At 72.8% G+C, this 14,634-nt stretch carries 11 protein-coding genes and 1 pseudogene; 3 read left to right on the top strand and 9 right to left on the bottom strand.

From position 1 onward, the window contains the following. Positions 1-4: 4 nt before the first annotated feature. From Sdi02f_RS36965 to Sdi02f_RS05300, 3 genes and pseudogenes are all read right to left on the bottom strand, one after another. Positions 5-1,006 (bottom strand): annotated as a pseudogene (locus Sdi02f_RS36965) (aminoglycoside phosphotransferase family protein); the annotation flags it as partial. A gap of 136 nt (positions 1,007-1,142) precedes the next feature. Beyond that, positions 1,143-3,365: a catalase/peroxidase HPI gene (katG, locus tag Sdi02f_RS05305; protein WP_030401337.1), complete on the bottom strand. Its 2,223-nt coding sequence runs from the start codon at positions 3,363-3,365 to the stop codon at positions 1,143-1,145. A 24-nt stretch (positions 3,366-3,389) separates the two neighbouring features. Further along, positions 3,390-3,845 (bottom strand): Fur family transcriptional regulator, encoded by a 456-nt coding sequence (locus Sdi02f_RS05300; RefSeq protein WP_030401338.1) that lies wholly within the window; start codon positions 3,843-3,845, stop codon positions 3,390-3,392. Positions 3,846-4,038: 193 nt separating this feature from the next. On the opposite strand from Sdi02f_RS05300, the gene Sdi02f_RS05295 reads away from it, so the two are divergent. After that, positions 4,039-5,139, top strand: a complete 1,101-nt coding sequence (locus tag Sdi02f_RS05295) for a DUF475 domain-containing protein (RefSeq protein WP_108932761.1) — start codon at positions 4,039-4,041, stop codon at positions 5,137-5,139. Positions 5,140-5,154: 15 nt separating this feature from the next. Here Sdi02f_RS05295 and Sdi02f_RS05290 read toward each other — a convergent pair whose 3' ends face one another. Beyond that, the gene (locus Sdi02f_RS05290; RefSeq protein WP_108932760.1) at positions 5,155-6,588 is read right to left on the bottom strand and encodes a WGR domain-containing protein; all 1,434 of its coding nucleotides are present in this window, start codon (positions 6,586-6,588) and stop codon (positions 5,155-5,157) included. Positions 6,589-6,882: 294 nt separating this feature from the next. On the opposite strand from Sdi02f_RS05290, the gene Sdi02f_RS05285 reads away from it, so the two are divergent. Continuing rightward, complete coding sequence (locus Sdi02f_RS05285; protein WP_031087765.1) at positions 6,883-8,091, top strand: S8 family peptidase; 1,209 nt, start codon at positions 6,883-6,885, stop codon at positions 8,089-8,091. A 127-nt stretch (positions 8,092-8,218) separates the two neighbouring features. On the opposite strand, the gene Sdi02f_RS05280 is transcribed toward Sdi02f_RS05285, so the two are convergent. Continuing rightward, positions 8,219-9,295, bottom strand: coding sequence for a polyprenyl synthetase family protein (locus tag Sdi02f_RS05280; protein WP_245962136.1), 1,077 nt, complete (start codon positions 9,293-9,295; stop codon positions 8,219-8,221). Positions 9,296-9,477: 182 nt separating this feature from the next. On the opposite strand from Sdi02f_RS05280, the gene Sdi02f_RS05275 reads away from it, so the two are divergent. Continuing rightward, positions 9,478-11,379, top strand: coding sequence for a TerD family protein (locus Sdi02f_RS05275; protein WP_108932759.1), 1,902 nt, complete (start codon positions 9,478-9,480; stop codon positions 11,377-11,379). Positions 11,380-11,464: 85 nt separating this feature from the next. On the opposite strand, the gene ykgO is transcribed toward Sdi02f_RS05275, so the two are convergent. The 4 genes from ykgO to Sdi02f_RS05250 all read right to left on the bottom strand — a co-directional run bounded on the left by ykgO (position 11,465) and on the right by Sdi02f_RS05250 (position 14,634). Further along, positions 11,465-11,587: a type B 50S ribosomal protein L36 gene (gene ykgO, locus Sdi02f_RS05265; protein WP_003978293.1), complete on the bottom strand. Its 123-nt coding sequence runs from the start codon at positions 11,585-11,587 to the stop codon at positions 11,465-11,467. Between the two features lie 58 nt (positions 11,588-11,645). After that, positions 11,646-11,810: a 50S ribosomal protein L33 gene (gene rpmG / locus Sdi02f_RS05260; RefSeq protein ID WP_019330754.1), complete on the bottom strand. Its 165-nt coding sequence runs from the start codon at positions 11,808-11,810 to the stop codon at positions 11,646-11,648. A 104-nt stretch (positions 11,811-11,914) separates the two neighbouring features. Further along, entirely contained in the window at positions 11,915-13,252 is a 1,338-nt protein-coding gene (locus Sdi02f_RS05255; protein ID WP_031087771.1) for a M20/M25/M40 family metallo-hydrolase, read from the bottom strand. Beyond that, complete coding sequence (locus Sdi02f_RS05250) at positions 13,249-14,634, bottom strand: cytosine permease (RefSeq protein ID WP_030401344.1); 1,386 nt, start codon at positions 14,632-14,634, stop codon at positions 13,249-13,251. The genes Sdi02f_RS05255 and Sdi02f_RS05250 overlap by 4 nt, the downstream gene beginning before the upstream one ends.

The following is a 14,634-nucleotide window of genomic DNA, read 5'->3' as shown; positions in this document are numbered from 1 at the left end:
GCCACAGCGGTGGTCCGTCGAGGAGTTCCAGCAGACAGCGGGCGCCCGCCCCGGCCGTCGCGGCACCGGCGGCGCCGGGCGCGGCGGGGAAGACCCTGCCGTAGGCGGCGGCGCGGTGCAGCGCGCCGAGCCGCCGGGCGAGGCTCACCGCGCGCCGCAGTTCCGCCGTCGTACGGCCGGTGTCCGTCCAGGGTTCGAGATAGGCGTCGCGCAGGCCCGGGAGTACTCCCGGGCCGTGGTGCCCGGCGGCCCGGCGGGGGGACGGCGAGGCTGGAGAAGGGGTGGGCGACGACGGCGTCGCCCCAGTCGACGAAGGTGAACCTGCCGGGCGCCGGGTGGAAGACCTGACCGTCGTGCAGGTCGGCGTGGTCCAGGGAGTCGGGGACGCCCAGCGCGTCGAGTTCCGCGTACCAGTCCGTCAGGCGGGGGCGCAGGCGCAGTTCCCGCAGCGCGGCCCGCTCCCGGCGCGCCGGCGGGGTGTCGTCGAACCGGTCGAGGACGCCGGGCAGCGCGGCGGTGGGCACGGCGGGGACGCCGAGGCGCGCGAGGTCTCCGGCGTGCGGCGCCAGGCGTGCTGCACGGCCGCGGACTGGCGCGCGAGTTCCTCCCACGCGCCCGGAGCGACCGCCTCCCGTGGGAGGACGTCCCTGAGGAGCGGTCCGCCGTCGGGCAGCAGCGACCAGCCCCGGCCGGTGTCCACCGCCAGCGGTTCGAGTACGTGCCCGGGGACCCACCGGGCCAGTGCCGCGGTCAGGCCGCCTTCGAAGGCGCCGGCCGGCGGGTTCGCCTTGAACCAGACCGCGCCGTGTTCCTCCACGTCCAGCCGCAGCAGGACCCACCACGGCCGCGGCCGCACCCGCCACCGCCCCGTCGGCCGCAGGCCGTGGGCGGTGAACCCGGCCCGCACCCGGGCGAGCACCTCGGCGCGCCGGGCCGGTTCCGCCCAGGGTGTGACGGTGTCCCGGTACCCTCCCCGGTCCACGGCCACCGGCGTGTCACTGAGCATCGGACCGTCCCAGCACCGCGCGCCGCGCGCGGCCACCCGATGTCGCGCGCGGGGACGGCCGCCCGGGCCCGCCGGTACCGGAGGGTGCCGGTACCGGCGGGCCCGAGGGCGGCTCTCGCCCGGTCGGGGCTGCGGATCAGACCAGGTCGAAGCGGTCGAGGTTCATGACCTTGACCCAGGCGGCGACGAAGTCGTGCACGAACTTCTCCTTGGCGTCGTCGCTCGCGTAGACCTCGGCGAGCGCCCGCAGTTCGGCGTTGGAGCCGAAGACCAGGTCGGCCCGGCTGCCGGCCCACTTGACCTCGCCCGTGGCGGCGTCGCGGCCCTCGAAGGTGGTCCGGTCCTCGGAGGTCGCCGTCCAGGTGGTGCCGAGGTCGAGCAGGTTGACGAAGAAGTCGTTGGTCAGCGAACCGGGCGTCCGGGTGAAGGCGCCGAGCTGGGACCGCTGGTGGTTGGCTCCCAGCACACGCAGGCCGCCGACCAGGACGGTCATCTCGGGGGCGCTCAGGGTGAGCAGGTTGGCCCGGTCGAGGAGGAGGTACTCGGCGGGCAGCCGGTTGCCCTTGCCGAGGTAGTTGCGGAACCCGTCGGCGGTCGGCTCCAGGGCCTCGAAGGACTCGGCGTCGGTGTGCTCCTCCGTCGCGTCGACGCGGCCCGCGGTGAAGGGGACCTCCACCTCGAAGCCCGCTTCCTTGGCGGCCTTCTCGACGGCGGCGCAGCCACCGAGGACGATCAGGTCGGCCAGGGAGACCTTCCGGGCGCCCGCGCCGGAGTTGAACTCCTCCCGGACGCCTTCCAGGACGCGCAGGACCTGGGCCAGCTCGTCGGGTTCGTTGACCTCCCAGCCGCGCTGCGGCTCCAGGCGGATGCGGGCACCGTTGGCGCCGCCGCGCTTGTCGCTGCCGCGGAAGGTGGACGCGGAGGCCCATGCGGTGGAGACCAGTTGGGCCACGGACAGGCCGGACTCCAGGAGCTTGGTCTTGAGGGTGGCGACGTCCCCGGCGTCGACGGTCTCGCCCTCGGGCTCGGGCAGCGGGTCCTGCCAGAGCAGGGTCTCCTCGGGGACCTCCGGGCCGAGGTACAGGGACTTCGGACCCATGTCGCGGTGGGTCAGCTTGAACCAGGCGCGGGCGAAGGCGTCGGCGAACTCCTCCGGGTTCTCGTAGAACCGGCGGGAGATCGGTCCGTAGACCGGGTCGAGGCGCAGCGACAGGTCGGTGGTGAGCATCCTGGGCCGGTGCTTCTTCGACGGGTCGTGCGCGTCGGGGATGATCTCCGGGGCGTCCTTGGCCACCCACTGGTGGGCGCCGGCCGGGCTCTGCTCCAGCTCGTACTCGAACTCGAAGAGGTTCTTGAAGAAGCCGTTGCCCCACTGGGTGGGCGTGCTGGTCCAGGTGACCTCGAGGCCGGAGGTGATGGCGTCGCCGCCCTTGCCCGTGCCGTGGGTGCTCTTCCAGCCGAGGCCCATCTGCTCCATGGGGGCGGCCTCGGGATCGTCGCCGACGGCGTCGGCGGGACCGGCGCCGTGGGTCTTGCCGAAGGTGTGGCCGCCGGCGATCAGCGCGACGGTCTCCTCGTCGTTCATCGCCATGCGGCGGAAGGTCTCACGGATGTCGCGGGCGGCGGCGATCGGGTCCGGGTTGCCGTTGGGGCCCTCGGGGTTGACGTAGATCAGGCCCATCTGGACGGCGCCGAGCGGGTTCTCCAGCTCGCGGTCGCCGGTGTAGCGCCGGTCGTCGAGCCAGGTGGTCTCGGGGCCCCAGTAGACGTCCTCCTCGGCCTCCCAGACGTCGGCCCGGCCGCCGGCGAAGCCGAAGGTCTCGAAGCCCATCGTCTCCAGCGCGACGTTGCCGGTGAGGACGAGCAGGTCGGCCCAGGAGAGGTTCCGGCCGTACTTCTTCTTGACCGGCCACAGCAGGCGGCGGGCCTTGTCGAGGTTGCCGTTGTCGGGCCAGCTGTTGAGCGGGGCGAAGCGCTGCTGGCCGGCGCCCGCGCCGCCGCGGCCGTCGCTGATGCGGTAGGTGCCGGCGCTGTGCCAGGCCATCCGGATCATCAGCGGGCCGTAGTGGCCGAAGTCTGCGGGCCACCAGTCCTGGGAGGTGGTCAGCACCTCGGCGATGTCCCGTTTCACGGCGGGCAGGTCGAGGGCGTTGAAGGCCGCCGCGTAGTCGAACTCCTCACCCATCGGGTTGGCGACGGCGGGGTTCTTGGCGAGGATCTTCAGGTTGAGCCGTTCCGGCCACCACTGACGGTTTCCGCCGCCCTGCGTGGGGTGCGGGGCGCGTCCGTGAGGGACCGGGCAGCCGCCCGTCTCCTCGGCCTTCGCGTCGGTCACGATGGCGTCGTGGTTCTCGGACATGGGAATCCTTCCGAACGGGGCGGATCAAGGTGCTGGAGAACTGCTGAGGGTGGAGCAGTCGGGGCACAGGCCCCGGTAGATGACCTCGGCCTCGTCTATCACGAAACCGTGGTCGTCGGAGGCGGTCAGGCAGGGCGCGTCGCCGACGGCGCAGTCGACGTCGGCGAGCACGCCGCAGGAACGGCACAGGACGTGGTGGTGGTTGTCACCGACCCGTCCCTCGAACCGCGCCGGTCCGCCGGGGGGTTGGATACGGCGCACGAGCCGTGCCGCGGTGAGGGCGTGCAGGGCGTCGTACACGGCCTGGAGGGAGACGTGCCCCACGCGTCGGCGCACCCCGCGGGTGAGTGCCTCGGCGTCGAGGTGGTCGCCCTCGCGGACGGTGTCGAGCAGCGCGACGCGGGCGGCGGTGACCCGCAGTCCCGCCCGGCGCAGTTCGTCGGCGGTGGCCGGATTCCGGGAGTTCCGGGATGCCGTCATGGCGGCGAACCTACTCCCTGGAACACGAACGACTCAAGGAAACGAGCGAGTCGTCTCTGTGAGGTCGCCGCTCCCGGGCGTCGTGCGGAACGCCTGTCCGGGTGCCGCCGGACGATCGTGGTAGGAAACCTGCGTGGCGGGCACCGGCATGGAAGGCCGCCCCGTACAGTGCGACGACAGGAATGAGTTGCCGGTGCTTGTGAAGACGTTCCGCTGGGCGTTCGTTGTCACCGCCGTCGGTCTGGCCGCGGGAGTGCTCTACGACGGCTGGACCGCCCTCGGCCTGGTGGCGATCCTCGCCGTCCTGGAGATCTCGCTGTCCTTCGACAACGCGGTGATCAACGCCGGGATCCTGAAGAAGATGAACGCCTTCTGGCAGAAGATCTTCCTCACCGTGGGCATCGTGATCGCGGTCTTCGGGATGCGGCTGGTCTTCCCCGTGATGATCGTGGCGATCAGTGCCCGGCTGAGTCCGTGGAACGCGGTGCACCTGGCGCTCACCGACAAGAACCGCTACCAGGAGCTGGTGACGGACGCGCATCCGTCGATCGCCGCCTTCGGCGGCATGTTCCTGCTGATGATCTTCCTGGACTTCCTCTTCGAGGACCGGGACATCAAGTGGCTGGGGTGGGTGGAGCGTCCGCTGGCCCGGCTCGGGCGGGTGGACATGCTGTCGGTCTGCATCGCCCTGGTGGTGCTGCTGGTCTCCGCGACGACCTTCGGAGCCCACGCCCACCAGCACGGCGGCACGCACGCCGACAAGACGGAGACGGTCCTGCTGGCGGGTGTCGCCGGTCTGGTCACCTACCTGGTCGTCGGCGGTCTCTCCGGCTTCTTCGAGCAGCGGATCGAGGACGAGGAGGAGCGCGAGCAGGAGGCGGAGGAGCAGGCCGAACGGGCGGGCGGGTCCCGGTCCCCCGTGAAACTGGCGGGCAGGGCCGCGTTCTTCATGTTCCTCTACCTGGAGGTCCTGGACGCGTCGTTCTCCTTCGACGGCGTCATCGGCGCCTTCGCCATCACCAACGACATCGTCCTGATGGCCCTCGGCCTCGGCATCGGCGCCATGTACGTCCGCTCCCTGACCGTCTACCTGGTGCGCCAGGGCACCCTGGACGACTACGTCTACCTGGAGCACGGCGCCCACTACGCCATCGGCGCCCTCTCCGTCATCCTGCTGGTCACCATCCAGCACGAGATCAACGAGATCGTCACCGGCCTCGTCGGCGTCGTCCTCATCGCCTGGTCCTTCTGGTCCTCCGTGCGCCGCAACCGCGCGCTGCAGAGCGCCTCCTGAGCGGCGCGGCCACCGTCACTGCAGGCGCCTGATGTCCCCGCGCACCCGGTAGAAGCCGCCCGACGCGGCGTGCAGCGCGTCGACGACGTACCGCGCGCCGGGTTCCCTGATGGCCCTCGGGAACTGCACGTTCCACGTGTGGTCGTACCCCTCGGACACCACGTGGATCCGGGTACGGCCGTTCTCCTGGACGCACTCGACCACCACCGAGCCCGCGGGAACCGCGGCCACGCTCGCCACGGCGGCGGCCGCGGTGGCCGGCGCGTACGTCGGCGTGGTGGCCGCCAGCTTGACGTCGCGGGCGACGGGCACCGAGCCCTGCTGCGCGGCGTCGACCGCCGTCCCGCTCGCGTCCACGCACACCAGGGAGCCGTCCGTGGTGACGAGGAAGAGCCGCTCGTCGCGGTACTGCATGGACAGTGCGGAGCCGCCGCCCGTGCCGAGCTTCCACAGCCGGGTGCCGTCCCGGTCGAAGCAGTACACCGAGGACGCGGAGTCCCCGGCGAAGACGAACCGGCCGCGGGGCGAGGTGGCGCAGGAGTAGACGGGGCTGTCGCAGTGGTAGGTCGCCTCGATGGCGCCGGTCGCCTTGGACAGCCGCTGGACGGTGTGGCGCGCGGTGCCCGCGTACACCGCGTCGTCCTCCTGCCAGCCGAAGAGCACGGCGCCCTGGGTGGGGGTGTGCCACAGCTCGGTGGTGCCGTCCGGGGCGTGGGCCGTCACGCCGCGCGAGTGCCCGTGGTAGACGGCGCGGTCGTCGGCGCGCACCATCCAGGCGTGCTCGCCGCGCCCGCCGCGCGACCACTGGTGCTCGTCCTCGTGGTCGATGACGGTGAGCCGTCCGGCGCGGTCCGCGACGTTCAGCACGCCCTCGTGGATGTCGAGCCAGAAAATGTCCACGTCGGCGGCGATGTCGTAGGCGGCGAAGGGCAGTTTGGACGACAGGTCGTAGACCCGGCCGTCGTCACAGCCCGCGTAGATCCAGAAGTCGTCGGCGACCAGGCACTTGACGCCGTCCGGGAGTTGGTAGCGGGCGAGGACCTCGCCGCCGTGGGCGAGGGTGTAGACGTCGCCCGCCTGATTGCCCACCCAGCACTTGTCCTCGTCGATGTGGATGCCGAACGCCGCCGAGCCGGTGCGGAACCGCCACAGGACCGGGGCGACCGCGCGGGCCGTGGAGGGTGCGGAGGCCACCTGCCGGCGGGTGACCGCGCGGGGCGCGCGCCGTCCCTGGACGGCGGGCTCGTACCCCTTGCGGATCTTCTCGGCTATCTTCCTGGCCGCGGCGGCCTCGGCCTTCGCGGCGGTGGGGAAGGACGACGTCTGGGTCTGTCCGGCGGCGCCGATCCTGCCGTAGCGCACCGACACGACCTGTCCCTGGACGGTGACTTCGTAGAACTTGTGCGCGCCCCCGCCGTCCTGCGACAGCTCCAGGTACGTCCTCGACATGGCAGACCTCTCCCCGGTCGGACCCGCGGCGTCTTCCGCGGGTTCCACTGTCCGAACCGTAGGGGCAGCCACTGACAACGGCCGGGCGGGCGGCCCCCGCACCGCTCATTGCACGTACATGACAGGTTTGTTGACAGCTCGTCAACTCCCTTGTACGGCACCGGCGGACGCCCGAGGCTGATCAACGGCCGGGTGCGGAACGCAACGCTCCCCGGCCGGGTGCGCGATCCCGCGCACGCCCCCACAGTCGCGCGCCCCACCCGGGCGTGCGCCGCCTAGGAGGACTCCCTCGTCATGGCACGACTGCGTAGCAAGAGAATCCGGTTCGCCGCGCTGACCGGTGCGGCGGCCCTCGCCCTCACCGGCGGGCTCACCGCCCTGCCCGCCCAGGCCGCCCCGGCCGAGGGCACCGTCCTGGCCGCCGGGTCCCCCACGGCCGTCAAGGACAGCTACATCGTCACGCTCAGGAAGGACAGCGGGCTCAAGGCGTCCTCGGGCGCGGGCAAGGACCTCGTCGAGGAGTACGGCGGCACGGTGCGCCGGACGTTCCACAGCGCGCTCGACGGCTACACCGCCACGCTCTCCGCCGCCGGGGCCAGGCGGCTCGCCGCCGACCCCGCGGTGGCCTCGGTCGAGCAGGACCAGCGCGTCCGCCTGACCGACACCACGCAGTCCAGCGCGCCCTGGGGCCTGGACCGCATCGACCAGGCCGCACTGCCGCTGTCCGGCACGTACACCTACCCGGACAGCGCGGGCAGCGGCGTCACGGCGTACGTGATCGACACCGGCGTGCGCATCACCCACCAGCAGATCAGCGGCCGGGCCTCCTACGGCTACGACGCCGTCGACGGCGACACCACCGCCTCCGACGGCAACGGCCACGGCACCCACGTGGCCACCACGATCGCGGGCACGACCTACGGCGTCGCCAAGAAGGCGAAGGTCGTGGCCGTGCGCGTGCTGGACGACAACGGGTCCGGCACCACGGCCGGGGTGATCGCCGGCATCGACTGGGTGACCGCCAACCACTCGGGCCCCTCGGTCGCCAACCTGTCCCTGGGCGGCGGCGCCTCCACCACCCTGGACAACGCCGTGCGCACGTCCATAGCCAGCGGCGTCACCTACGCGATCGCCGCGGGCAACAGCAGCGCCAACGCCTCCTCCTACTCCCCCGCCCGGGTCACGGAGGCCATCACCGTCGGCGCCACCACGAGCACGGACGCCAGGGCGAGCTACTCGAACTACGGTTCCGTACTGGACCTCTTCGCCCCCGGCTCCTCCATCACGGCGGGCTGGAACACCGGCGACACGGCGACCAACACCATCTCGGGCACCTCGATGGCGACCCCGCACGTCGCCGGAGCGGCGGCCGTCTACCTCGCCGGGCACACCTCGGCCACCCCGAGCCAGGTCGGCACCGCCCTGGTCAACGGCGCGACCAGCGGAAAGGTGACCAGCCCGGGCACGGGCTCGCCCAACCGCCTGCTGCGGCTCGTGCCGTGACCGCACGACCGTCCGACGGCACGACCGCCTGACCGCCTGACCGTCTGACCGTCTGACCGCGCCACCTGCGCCCCGGGGCCGTCCTCCCCGGGGCGCAGTGGCCGTGCGTCCGCGACGCCGCTGCCGGTCAGCCGGTCCGCTCGACGCTCCACCGCGGCACCCGCGCGAAGAAGTCGACCGCCTCCGCCCGCCAGCGGCCGCGCCAGCCCTCCGCCACCCGGCGGGCCTGCTCCGCGTGGCGCCGCATGTCGTCCTCCATCAGGGCGTCCACACCGTGCCGTTCGCCGATCGCCCGGATCTCGGCAACGGCGTCCGGTGTGCAGGAGCGGTCCCCGAGGGCGGCCTCGACCGTCGCACGCTCGGAGCCGGTCACGGCGGCGAGCAGGCGCGTGACGGCGTAGCTGCGCCGGCCCTCACGCAGGTCGCCGCCCGTCGGTTTGCCCGTGGCCGCCTCGTCGCCGAAGAGGTCCAGCCAGTCGTCCCGCATCTGCCCGCAGATGCCGGTCAGCCGTGCGTAGCGGCGCAACTCGTCCTCGTGGGCGCCCGGTTCGACGCCTGCCGCCAGGAGTCCCAGCCGCATCGGGGCGAGCACCGAGTAGCGGGCGGTCTTGCGGTCGGCGACGTCGTGCAGGACCTCGACGTCCGGGGCCGAGGCGGCGAAGTCCCGTTCCAGGTCGACGATCTGTCCGACGAAGGTGTCGGCCGCGGCCCGCGTCTGGACCTCGACCATGGCCTGCCGCACCCCGGCCGGCAGCCCTGCGTCCAGCAGCACCCGCAGGCTCAGGGCGAGCGCGAGGTCGCCCGCCAGCACGGTGAGCCCCAGTGCCGCGCGCGGGTGCGCGGGGTAGCGCTCCCGGTAGGCGTAGTAGGTGGTGGGACCGCCCCGGCGGGTCGCGCTGTCGTCGATGAGGTCGTCGTGCACCAGGCCGTGGGTCTGCAGCAGTTCGACGCTCAGCGCGGCGGCGTCCAGCCCTTCGACGGGCTCCTCCGTCACGAGGCGGGCGGCCTCGTACAGCAGCACCACCCGCATCCGTTTGCCGCCCCGCATCGACAACTCGCGCAGCAGCTGGAGGCATTCCGGGGTGAAGCGGCTGAACGCCGGCACGTCGAGCACCGACCCCAGTCCGTCGAAGTACTCGGCGAATCGCTTCTCGAACCTCCGCTGATGCCCGACGAGCCGGTCCGGCAGCCGCGCGACGCTCACGAAGTCCTCCTGGGGTGGGGGCGGATGACACGCACGCAGTGTGTCAGGCGGCGCGGGTGCCGCAGGATCCGAGCCGGAGAGCGGGGAGCGGGGAAGGGGGGAGCGGAGAGGAGGGAGGGACAAAACGGGATCAATGGTCATCCGAGTTGAAGAAGGTGTGAACATGCCTCCATCCTTCCTTCATGTCTCTCGCGTCCGCCGCCTCCGATCTGTCCGACCTGCGCGACTACGCCTTCGAATGGGCGTTGGTCGACGTGGAGACCTCCGGTCTCGTACCGCGCCGCGACCGGGTGCTGTCCCTGGCCGTGGTGACCCTGGGTCCGGACGGCCGGCAGACCGGGGAGTTCTCGACCCTGCTCGACCCGGGCTGCGATCCGGGGCCGGTGCACGTGCACGGGCTGACGGCCGACCGGCTGCGCGGGGCGCCGGTCTTCGAGCAGGTGGCGGAGCGCGTCGGCGCGCTCCTGGAGGGCCGGGTGCTGGTCGCCCACAACGCCCAGTTCGACTACGACTTCCTCGCCCACGAGTTCGCGCGGGCGCGGCTGCGCCTGCCCGTGGCCCGGCGGCTGTGCACCCTGGCGCTGAACCGGCGCGTCGACCCGCCGACCGACGACTTGAGGCTCGGCACACTCGCCGAGCACTACGGCGTGCCGCAGCTCAAGGCCCACGACGCGCTGGACGACACACGGGTGCTGGCGGGGGTGCTGCGCGCCTCGCTGCACCAGGCGGCGCGGCTCGGCCTGCCACTGCCCCTGGTGGCGTGTCCGCCGCGTCAGGACCCGCGGTTCGCGCCCAAGCCGCCGAAGACGCCGTGCGCCTTCCGCAACCCGGGGCGGCTCGACGCGGACGGGCCGCTGGTGCAGGGCATGAAGGTCGCCGTCACCGGGGAGACCCGCACCGCCCGTGCGGACCTGGTACTGCGGGGCGTCGCGGCGGGGCTCAACATGATGACCTCCGTGAGCAGGCACACCAGCGTCCTGGTCACCAACGACTCGGCCGGGGGCTCGGCCAAGGCGCGCCGGGCGCGCGCGGAGGGCGTTCCGGTGATCGACGAGTCGGCCTTCCTGCGGCTCCTCGGCGACGTCCGGCCCGGCACACCGCACGAGGGGGCTGTGCCCCCGGAGGCCGTGCCGGTTCAGGAACCCGCACCGCCGGCGGACCCCGGGCCGGCCGAGGGGCCCGCGCCCGTGCTGCCCGCCGTCCCGGCCCCGCGGGCGCCCGGTCCGGGCGAGGCCGCCGCCGCTCCGAAGCCCGCCGGCAGGCGCCCGGCGAAGCCCCGCGGGCCGCTCTCCGGGCGGCGGGTCCTCGTGCTCGGCGGCACCCACCCCGACGCGGTGGCCGCCCGCACCCGCGTCGTCGAACTCGGCGGGGCCGCGGCCATCAACCTCTCCGCCGGCGTCACCGACGTGGTCGTCCTCGACGGCGGGCGCGCGGACCGCCGGCTGCCCCGGATCACCGCGCTGCTCCTGCCCGTCCACGACGCCGCCTGGCTCGTCGCGCCGGTGGTGACGGAGGCGCCCGGGGCCGGCGTCCGGCGCGGGGCCGCCCACGTACTGCCGCGCGGCGGCGTCGTCGACCTGCCCCTGCCGACGGGACGCGGCGCGGCGCGCCCGTGGACGGTCACCGCGTCGTGGGCGCAGCAGACGGCGTGCGAGATCGACGTGGTGGCGTTCGTGCTGGACGAGGACGAACAGGTCTCCTTCGACGAGGACTTCGTCTTCTACGGCGCCCCGGAGAACCCGGGTGGCACGGTGCGGCTGCTGAGCGACGGCCCGACCGAGCAGACCGTCGGCGTGGACCTCGCGGCGCTGCCGCCCTCGGCCCGCAAGGTCGTCGTCGCCGCCGCGATCGACGGTTCCCCCGCCTTCGGCGACGTGGGCGCCCTGCACATCGTCTCGGGGCCCGGCACCAGCGCGGCGCCCCTCGTCCAGGCGACGCTGGACGCGGCCACCACCGAGCGCACGATGCTGCTGGCGGAGATCTACCGGCGCGGGCAGAGCTGGCGGCTGCGGGCCGTGGGTCAGGGCTACGACCACGGCCTCGACGCCCTCGCCCGGAGCTACGGGATCGACGTGGACGACTGATCCCGGTCCTGCGCGGGCGCGGGCGCGGGCATGCCGCGGCCCGGCCCCGCGGGTCGCGGGGCCGGGCCGTCGCAGGCGCGTCCGTTCAGCCCTGGCGGGCCTTGAAGCGCGGGTCCTTCTTGTTGATGACGTAGGTCACGCCCCGGCGGCGCACCACCTGGGCGCCGGGGCGTGCCTTGAGGGCGCGCAGGGAGTTGCGGACCTTCACGACTGCCTCCTCATGCTGCTCGGAGCCGTTCGGCGTTCCTCTTGCTCCTCGACGCCGTTCAGCGTTCCTCGCGGAACGGCACGTGCTCCCCCGCCACCGGGTCGTACTTGCGCAGGACGAGGCGGTCGGGGTCGTTGAGGCGGTTCTTGCGGGTGACGTAGGTGACGCCGGTCCCGGCGGTGGACTTCAGCCTGACGACCGGGCGTGCGGTGCTGCGTGCCATGGTGCTCCTTCCGACCGCGGCGCGGGCTGCGGTTCTGTCCCGCGCATGTCAGTCACGCGGCACAACGCGGACGGCCGCCGGGACATTCCCCGCGGCCGTGCCGGTCAGCACTCCTGCCAGAGCCGGGTCATCACCCGCACGCCGAAGCGCAGGCCCTCCAGCGGCACGCGCTCGTCCACGCCGTGGAAGAGCCGGCCGTAGTCGAGGTCGTGGGGCAGCTTGAGCCCCTTGAAGCCGAAGCAGCGGATGTCGAGCTTGGTGAAGGCCTTGGCGTCGGTGCCGCCGGGATTGCAGTACGGCACCGGGTGCCCGTCGGGGTCCTCGGCGCGCACGGCGGCGCACATGGCGTCGACGAGCGGGCCGTCGAAGGAGGTCTCCATCGCGATGTCGTGGTTGACCCACTCCCGGGAGACCGAGGGCAGCAGCAGGGCGTCGATCGTGTCGATCAGCTCCTGCTCGTGGCCCGGCAGGAAGCGGCCGTCGACGCGGGCGGTGGCCCGGCCCGGGATGACGTTGGTCTGGTAGCCGGCCGTGAACATGGTGGGGTTGGCCGAATTGCGGAGCACGACCTGCATGAAGTCGGCCACGTGTCCGAGCTTGGCCAGTTCGGCGTCGAGGTCCTCGGCGTCGAGGTCGAGGTCGACCCCCTGGAGACGGGCGGCCTCGGCGAGCAGGGCGCGCACCGGCTCGATCAGCCGGACGGGGAAGGTGTGCCGGCCGATGCGGGTGAGGGACTCGGCGAGGTCGGTGACGGCGTTCTCGTCGTTCGGGGACGAACCGTGTCCGGCGCGGCCCGACGCCGTCAGCTCCATCCACGCCATGCCGCGCTGGGCGTTCTCGATCGGGTAGAGGCGCCGGGTGTCGTCCAGGGCGTAGCTGAAGCCGCCGCCCTCGCCGATCGCCTCGGTGACCCCGGCGAACAGCTCCGGCCGGTGCTCGACCAGCCAGTGGGCGCCGTACGTGCCGCCGGCCTCCTCGTCGGCGAGGAAGGCGAGGACGATCTCGCGGGCGGGCCGGGTGCCGGTGCGGGCGAAGTGCCGGGCGGTGGCCAGCATCACGGCCACCGTGTCCTTCATGTCGATGGCGCCGCGGCCCCACAGGTAGCCGTCCCGGATCTCGCCGGAGAACGGCGGCACCCGCCACTCGGCGGCGTCGGCCGGTACGACGTCCAGGTGGCCGTGGACCAGCAGGGCGCCCCGGGAGGGGTCGGTGCCGGGGATGCGGGCGACGACGTTGGCGCGGCCCGGGGCGCTTTCCACCAGCTCCGAGGCGAGGCCGGCCTCGGCGAGGCGGGCCACGACCCAGTCGGCGCAGGCGCGCTCGTCGCTGGTGGGGTTGGAGGTGTCGAAGCGGATCAGCTCCGCGCAGAGGTCGACGACCTCCCGCTGGGCCTCCTCGGAGGCCGGAACGGCCGGAACGGGGCCGGGGACGGTGGTGCTCACGGTGCTCCTACGGTGGCCGTGCCGGAGGCGGCCGGGGTGGGTTCGGTGGTGTCGTCCAGGGCCGTGGTGCCGTACGTCTTGATCCAGCCGGCGAGGCCGAGGACGCAGTAGAGGACGAAGGCGGTCAGCAGGGAGTTCAGGGCGGGGATGCCGCCGTCGTAGAACTTGCCGACGCAGAAGGCGGCGGCCCAGATGACCAGGGACATCGGCACCCAGGTCGGCGAGGTGGCGGGCAGGGTCTCCGCGTCCCGGGTGGCGTCCAGGGGTGCCCGCATGCGGCGCACCACCCAGTACTCGGCGACGATGATGCCGCCGACCGGCGGGATGGCCACGCCCAGCACGGACAGGAAGTCGGTGAAGTGGGTCATGATCCCGACGGCGGAGAGAAGGGTGCCCGCGATGCCGAGGACGATGGTGACCGCGCCGCGGTGCACGCGCTTGCCGAAGACGACCTGGAAGAAGTTGACGACGCCGAGCGAGGAGCCGTACAGGTTCCAGTCGTTGATCTTCGCGGTGGACATCAGGACGACGAGGACGCCGAAGACGCCGGAGGTGGAGAGCACGATCTGGGAGACCTGGCCGCTGCCGACCATGTGGCCGAGCAGGACGCCGGTCAGGCCGACGATGTACTCGGAGAGGATCATCGACGAGGCGCTCTGCAGGAAGACGTGGCTGCCCTTGCGGTTGTAGCGGGTCATCTCCGGGGAGACGATCGCGCCGGTCATGAAGCCGCCCGCGATGGCGGTCGCGGCGACGGCGAGCGGGATGCTCTGGCCGGGCGCCGGGGAGTGGATCAGCTCGGAGAAGGAGTGGTCGCTCAGCGCGTCGGTGACCGACCAGGCGACCATGGCGAAGAACAGCGGCGTGACGATCTTCGCGAAGACGGCCATGTACCGGAAGCCGAAGATGACCAGGACGGTGATGGCGATGCCGGCGGCCGTGCACCACAGCCAGGAGGGGCCGCCGACGAGCGCGGAGACGCTGTCGCCGAAGATCGTGTTCTGTACGCCGAACCAGCCGACGAGGCTGACCGAGATGACCAGGCTGACCAGCGCGGAGCCGTTGCGGCCGAAGCCCGCCCAGCGGGTGAGCAGCGGCGTGGCCAGCCCCTCGCGCATGCCGGCCAGGCCGATGGCGAAGATGACGACCTCGAGGATCACCGCGCCGAGGGTGAACGCCAGGAAGGCGTCGCCGAAGGTCATGCCGACGCCGATGGTGGCGCCGAGGGTGAACTGCGAGATGGAGCCCGACTGCGCGAGCCACTGCAGCAGCATGGTCCAGAAGCCGAGCCGCTTGTCGCGCGGGACGCGGGAGAGCGCGTAGTCGTCGCTGCCGACGGCTCCCGTGGCCGTGTCCCCGGCGGGGTTCTTGTCCATGGTCAT

Origin of the sequence: Streptomyces ardesiacus, from assembly GCF_003112575.1 — a bacterium.
GTDB lineage: Bacteria > Actinomycetota > Actinomycetes > Streptomycetales > Streptomycetaceae > Streptomyces > Streptomyces ardesiacus.
This window is presented reverse-complemented; position numbering and strand designations above follow the sequence as displayed.

Excerpts from the sequence above, each read along its gene's own strand:
- rpmG (WP_019330754.1), bottom strand. The coding sequence starts at position 11,810 with ATGGCACGCAGCACCGCACGCCCGGTCGTCAGGCTGAAGTCCACCGCC.
- Sdi02f_RS05285 (WP_031087765.1), top strand. The coding sequence starts at position 6,883 with ATGGCACGACTGCGTAGCAAGAGAATCCGGTTCGCCGCGCTGACCGGT.
- Sdi02f_RS05250 (WP_030401344.1), bottom strand. The coding sequence starts at position 14,634 with ATGACCATGGACAAGAACCCCGCCGGGGACACGGCCACGGGAGCCGTC.
- Sdi02f_RS05290 (WP_108932760.1), bottom strand. The coding sequence starts at position 6,588 with ATGTCGAGGACGTACCTGGAGCTGTCGCAGGACGGCGGGGGCGCGCAC.
- Sdi02f_RS05275 (WP_108932759.1), top strand. The coding sequence starts at position 9,478 with ATGTCTCTCGCGTCCGCCGCCTCCGATCTGTCCGACCTGCGCGACTAC.
- katG (WP_030401337.1), bottom strand. The coding sequence starts at position 3,365 with ATGTCCGAGAACCACGACGCCATCGTGACCGACGCGAAGGCCGAGGAG.
- Sdi02f_RS05300 (WP_030401338.1), bottom strand. The coding sequence starts at position 3,845 with ATGACGGCATCCCGGAACTCCCGGAATCCGGCCACCGCCGACGAACTG.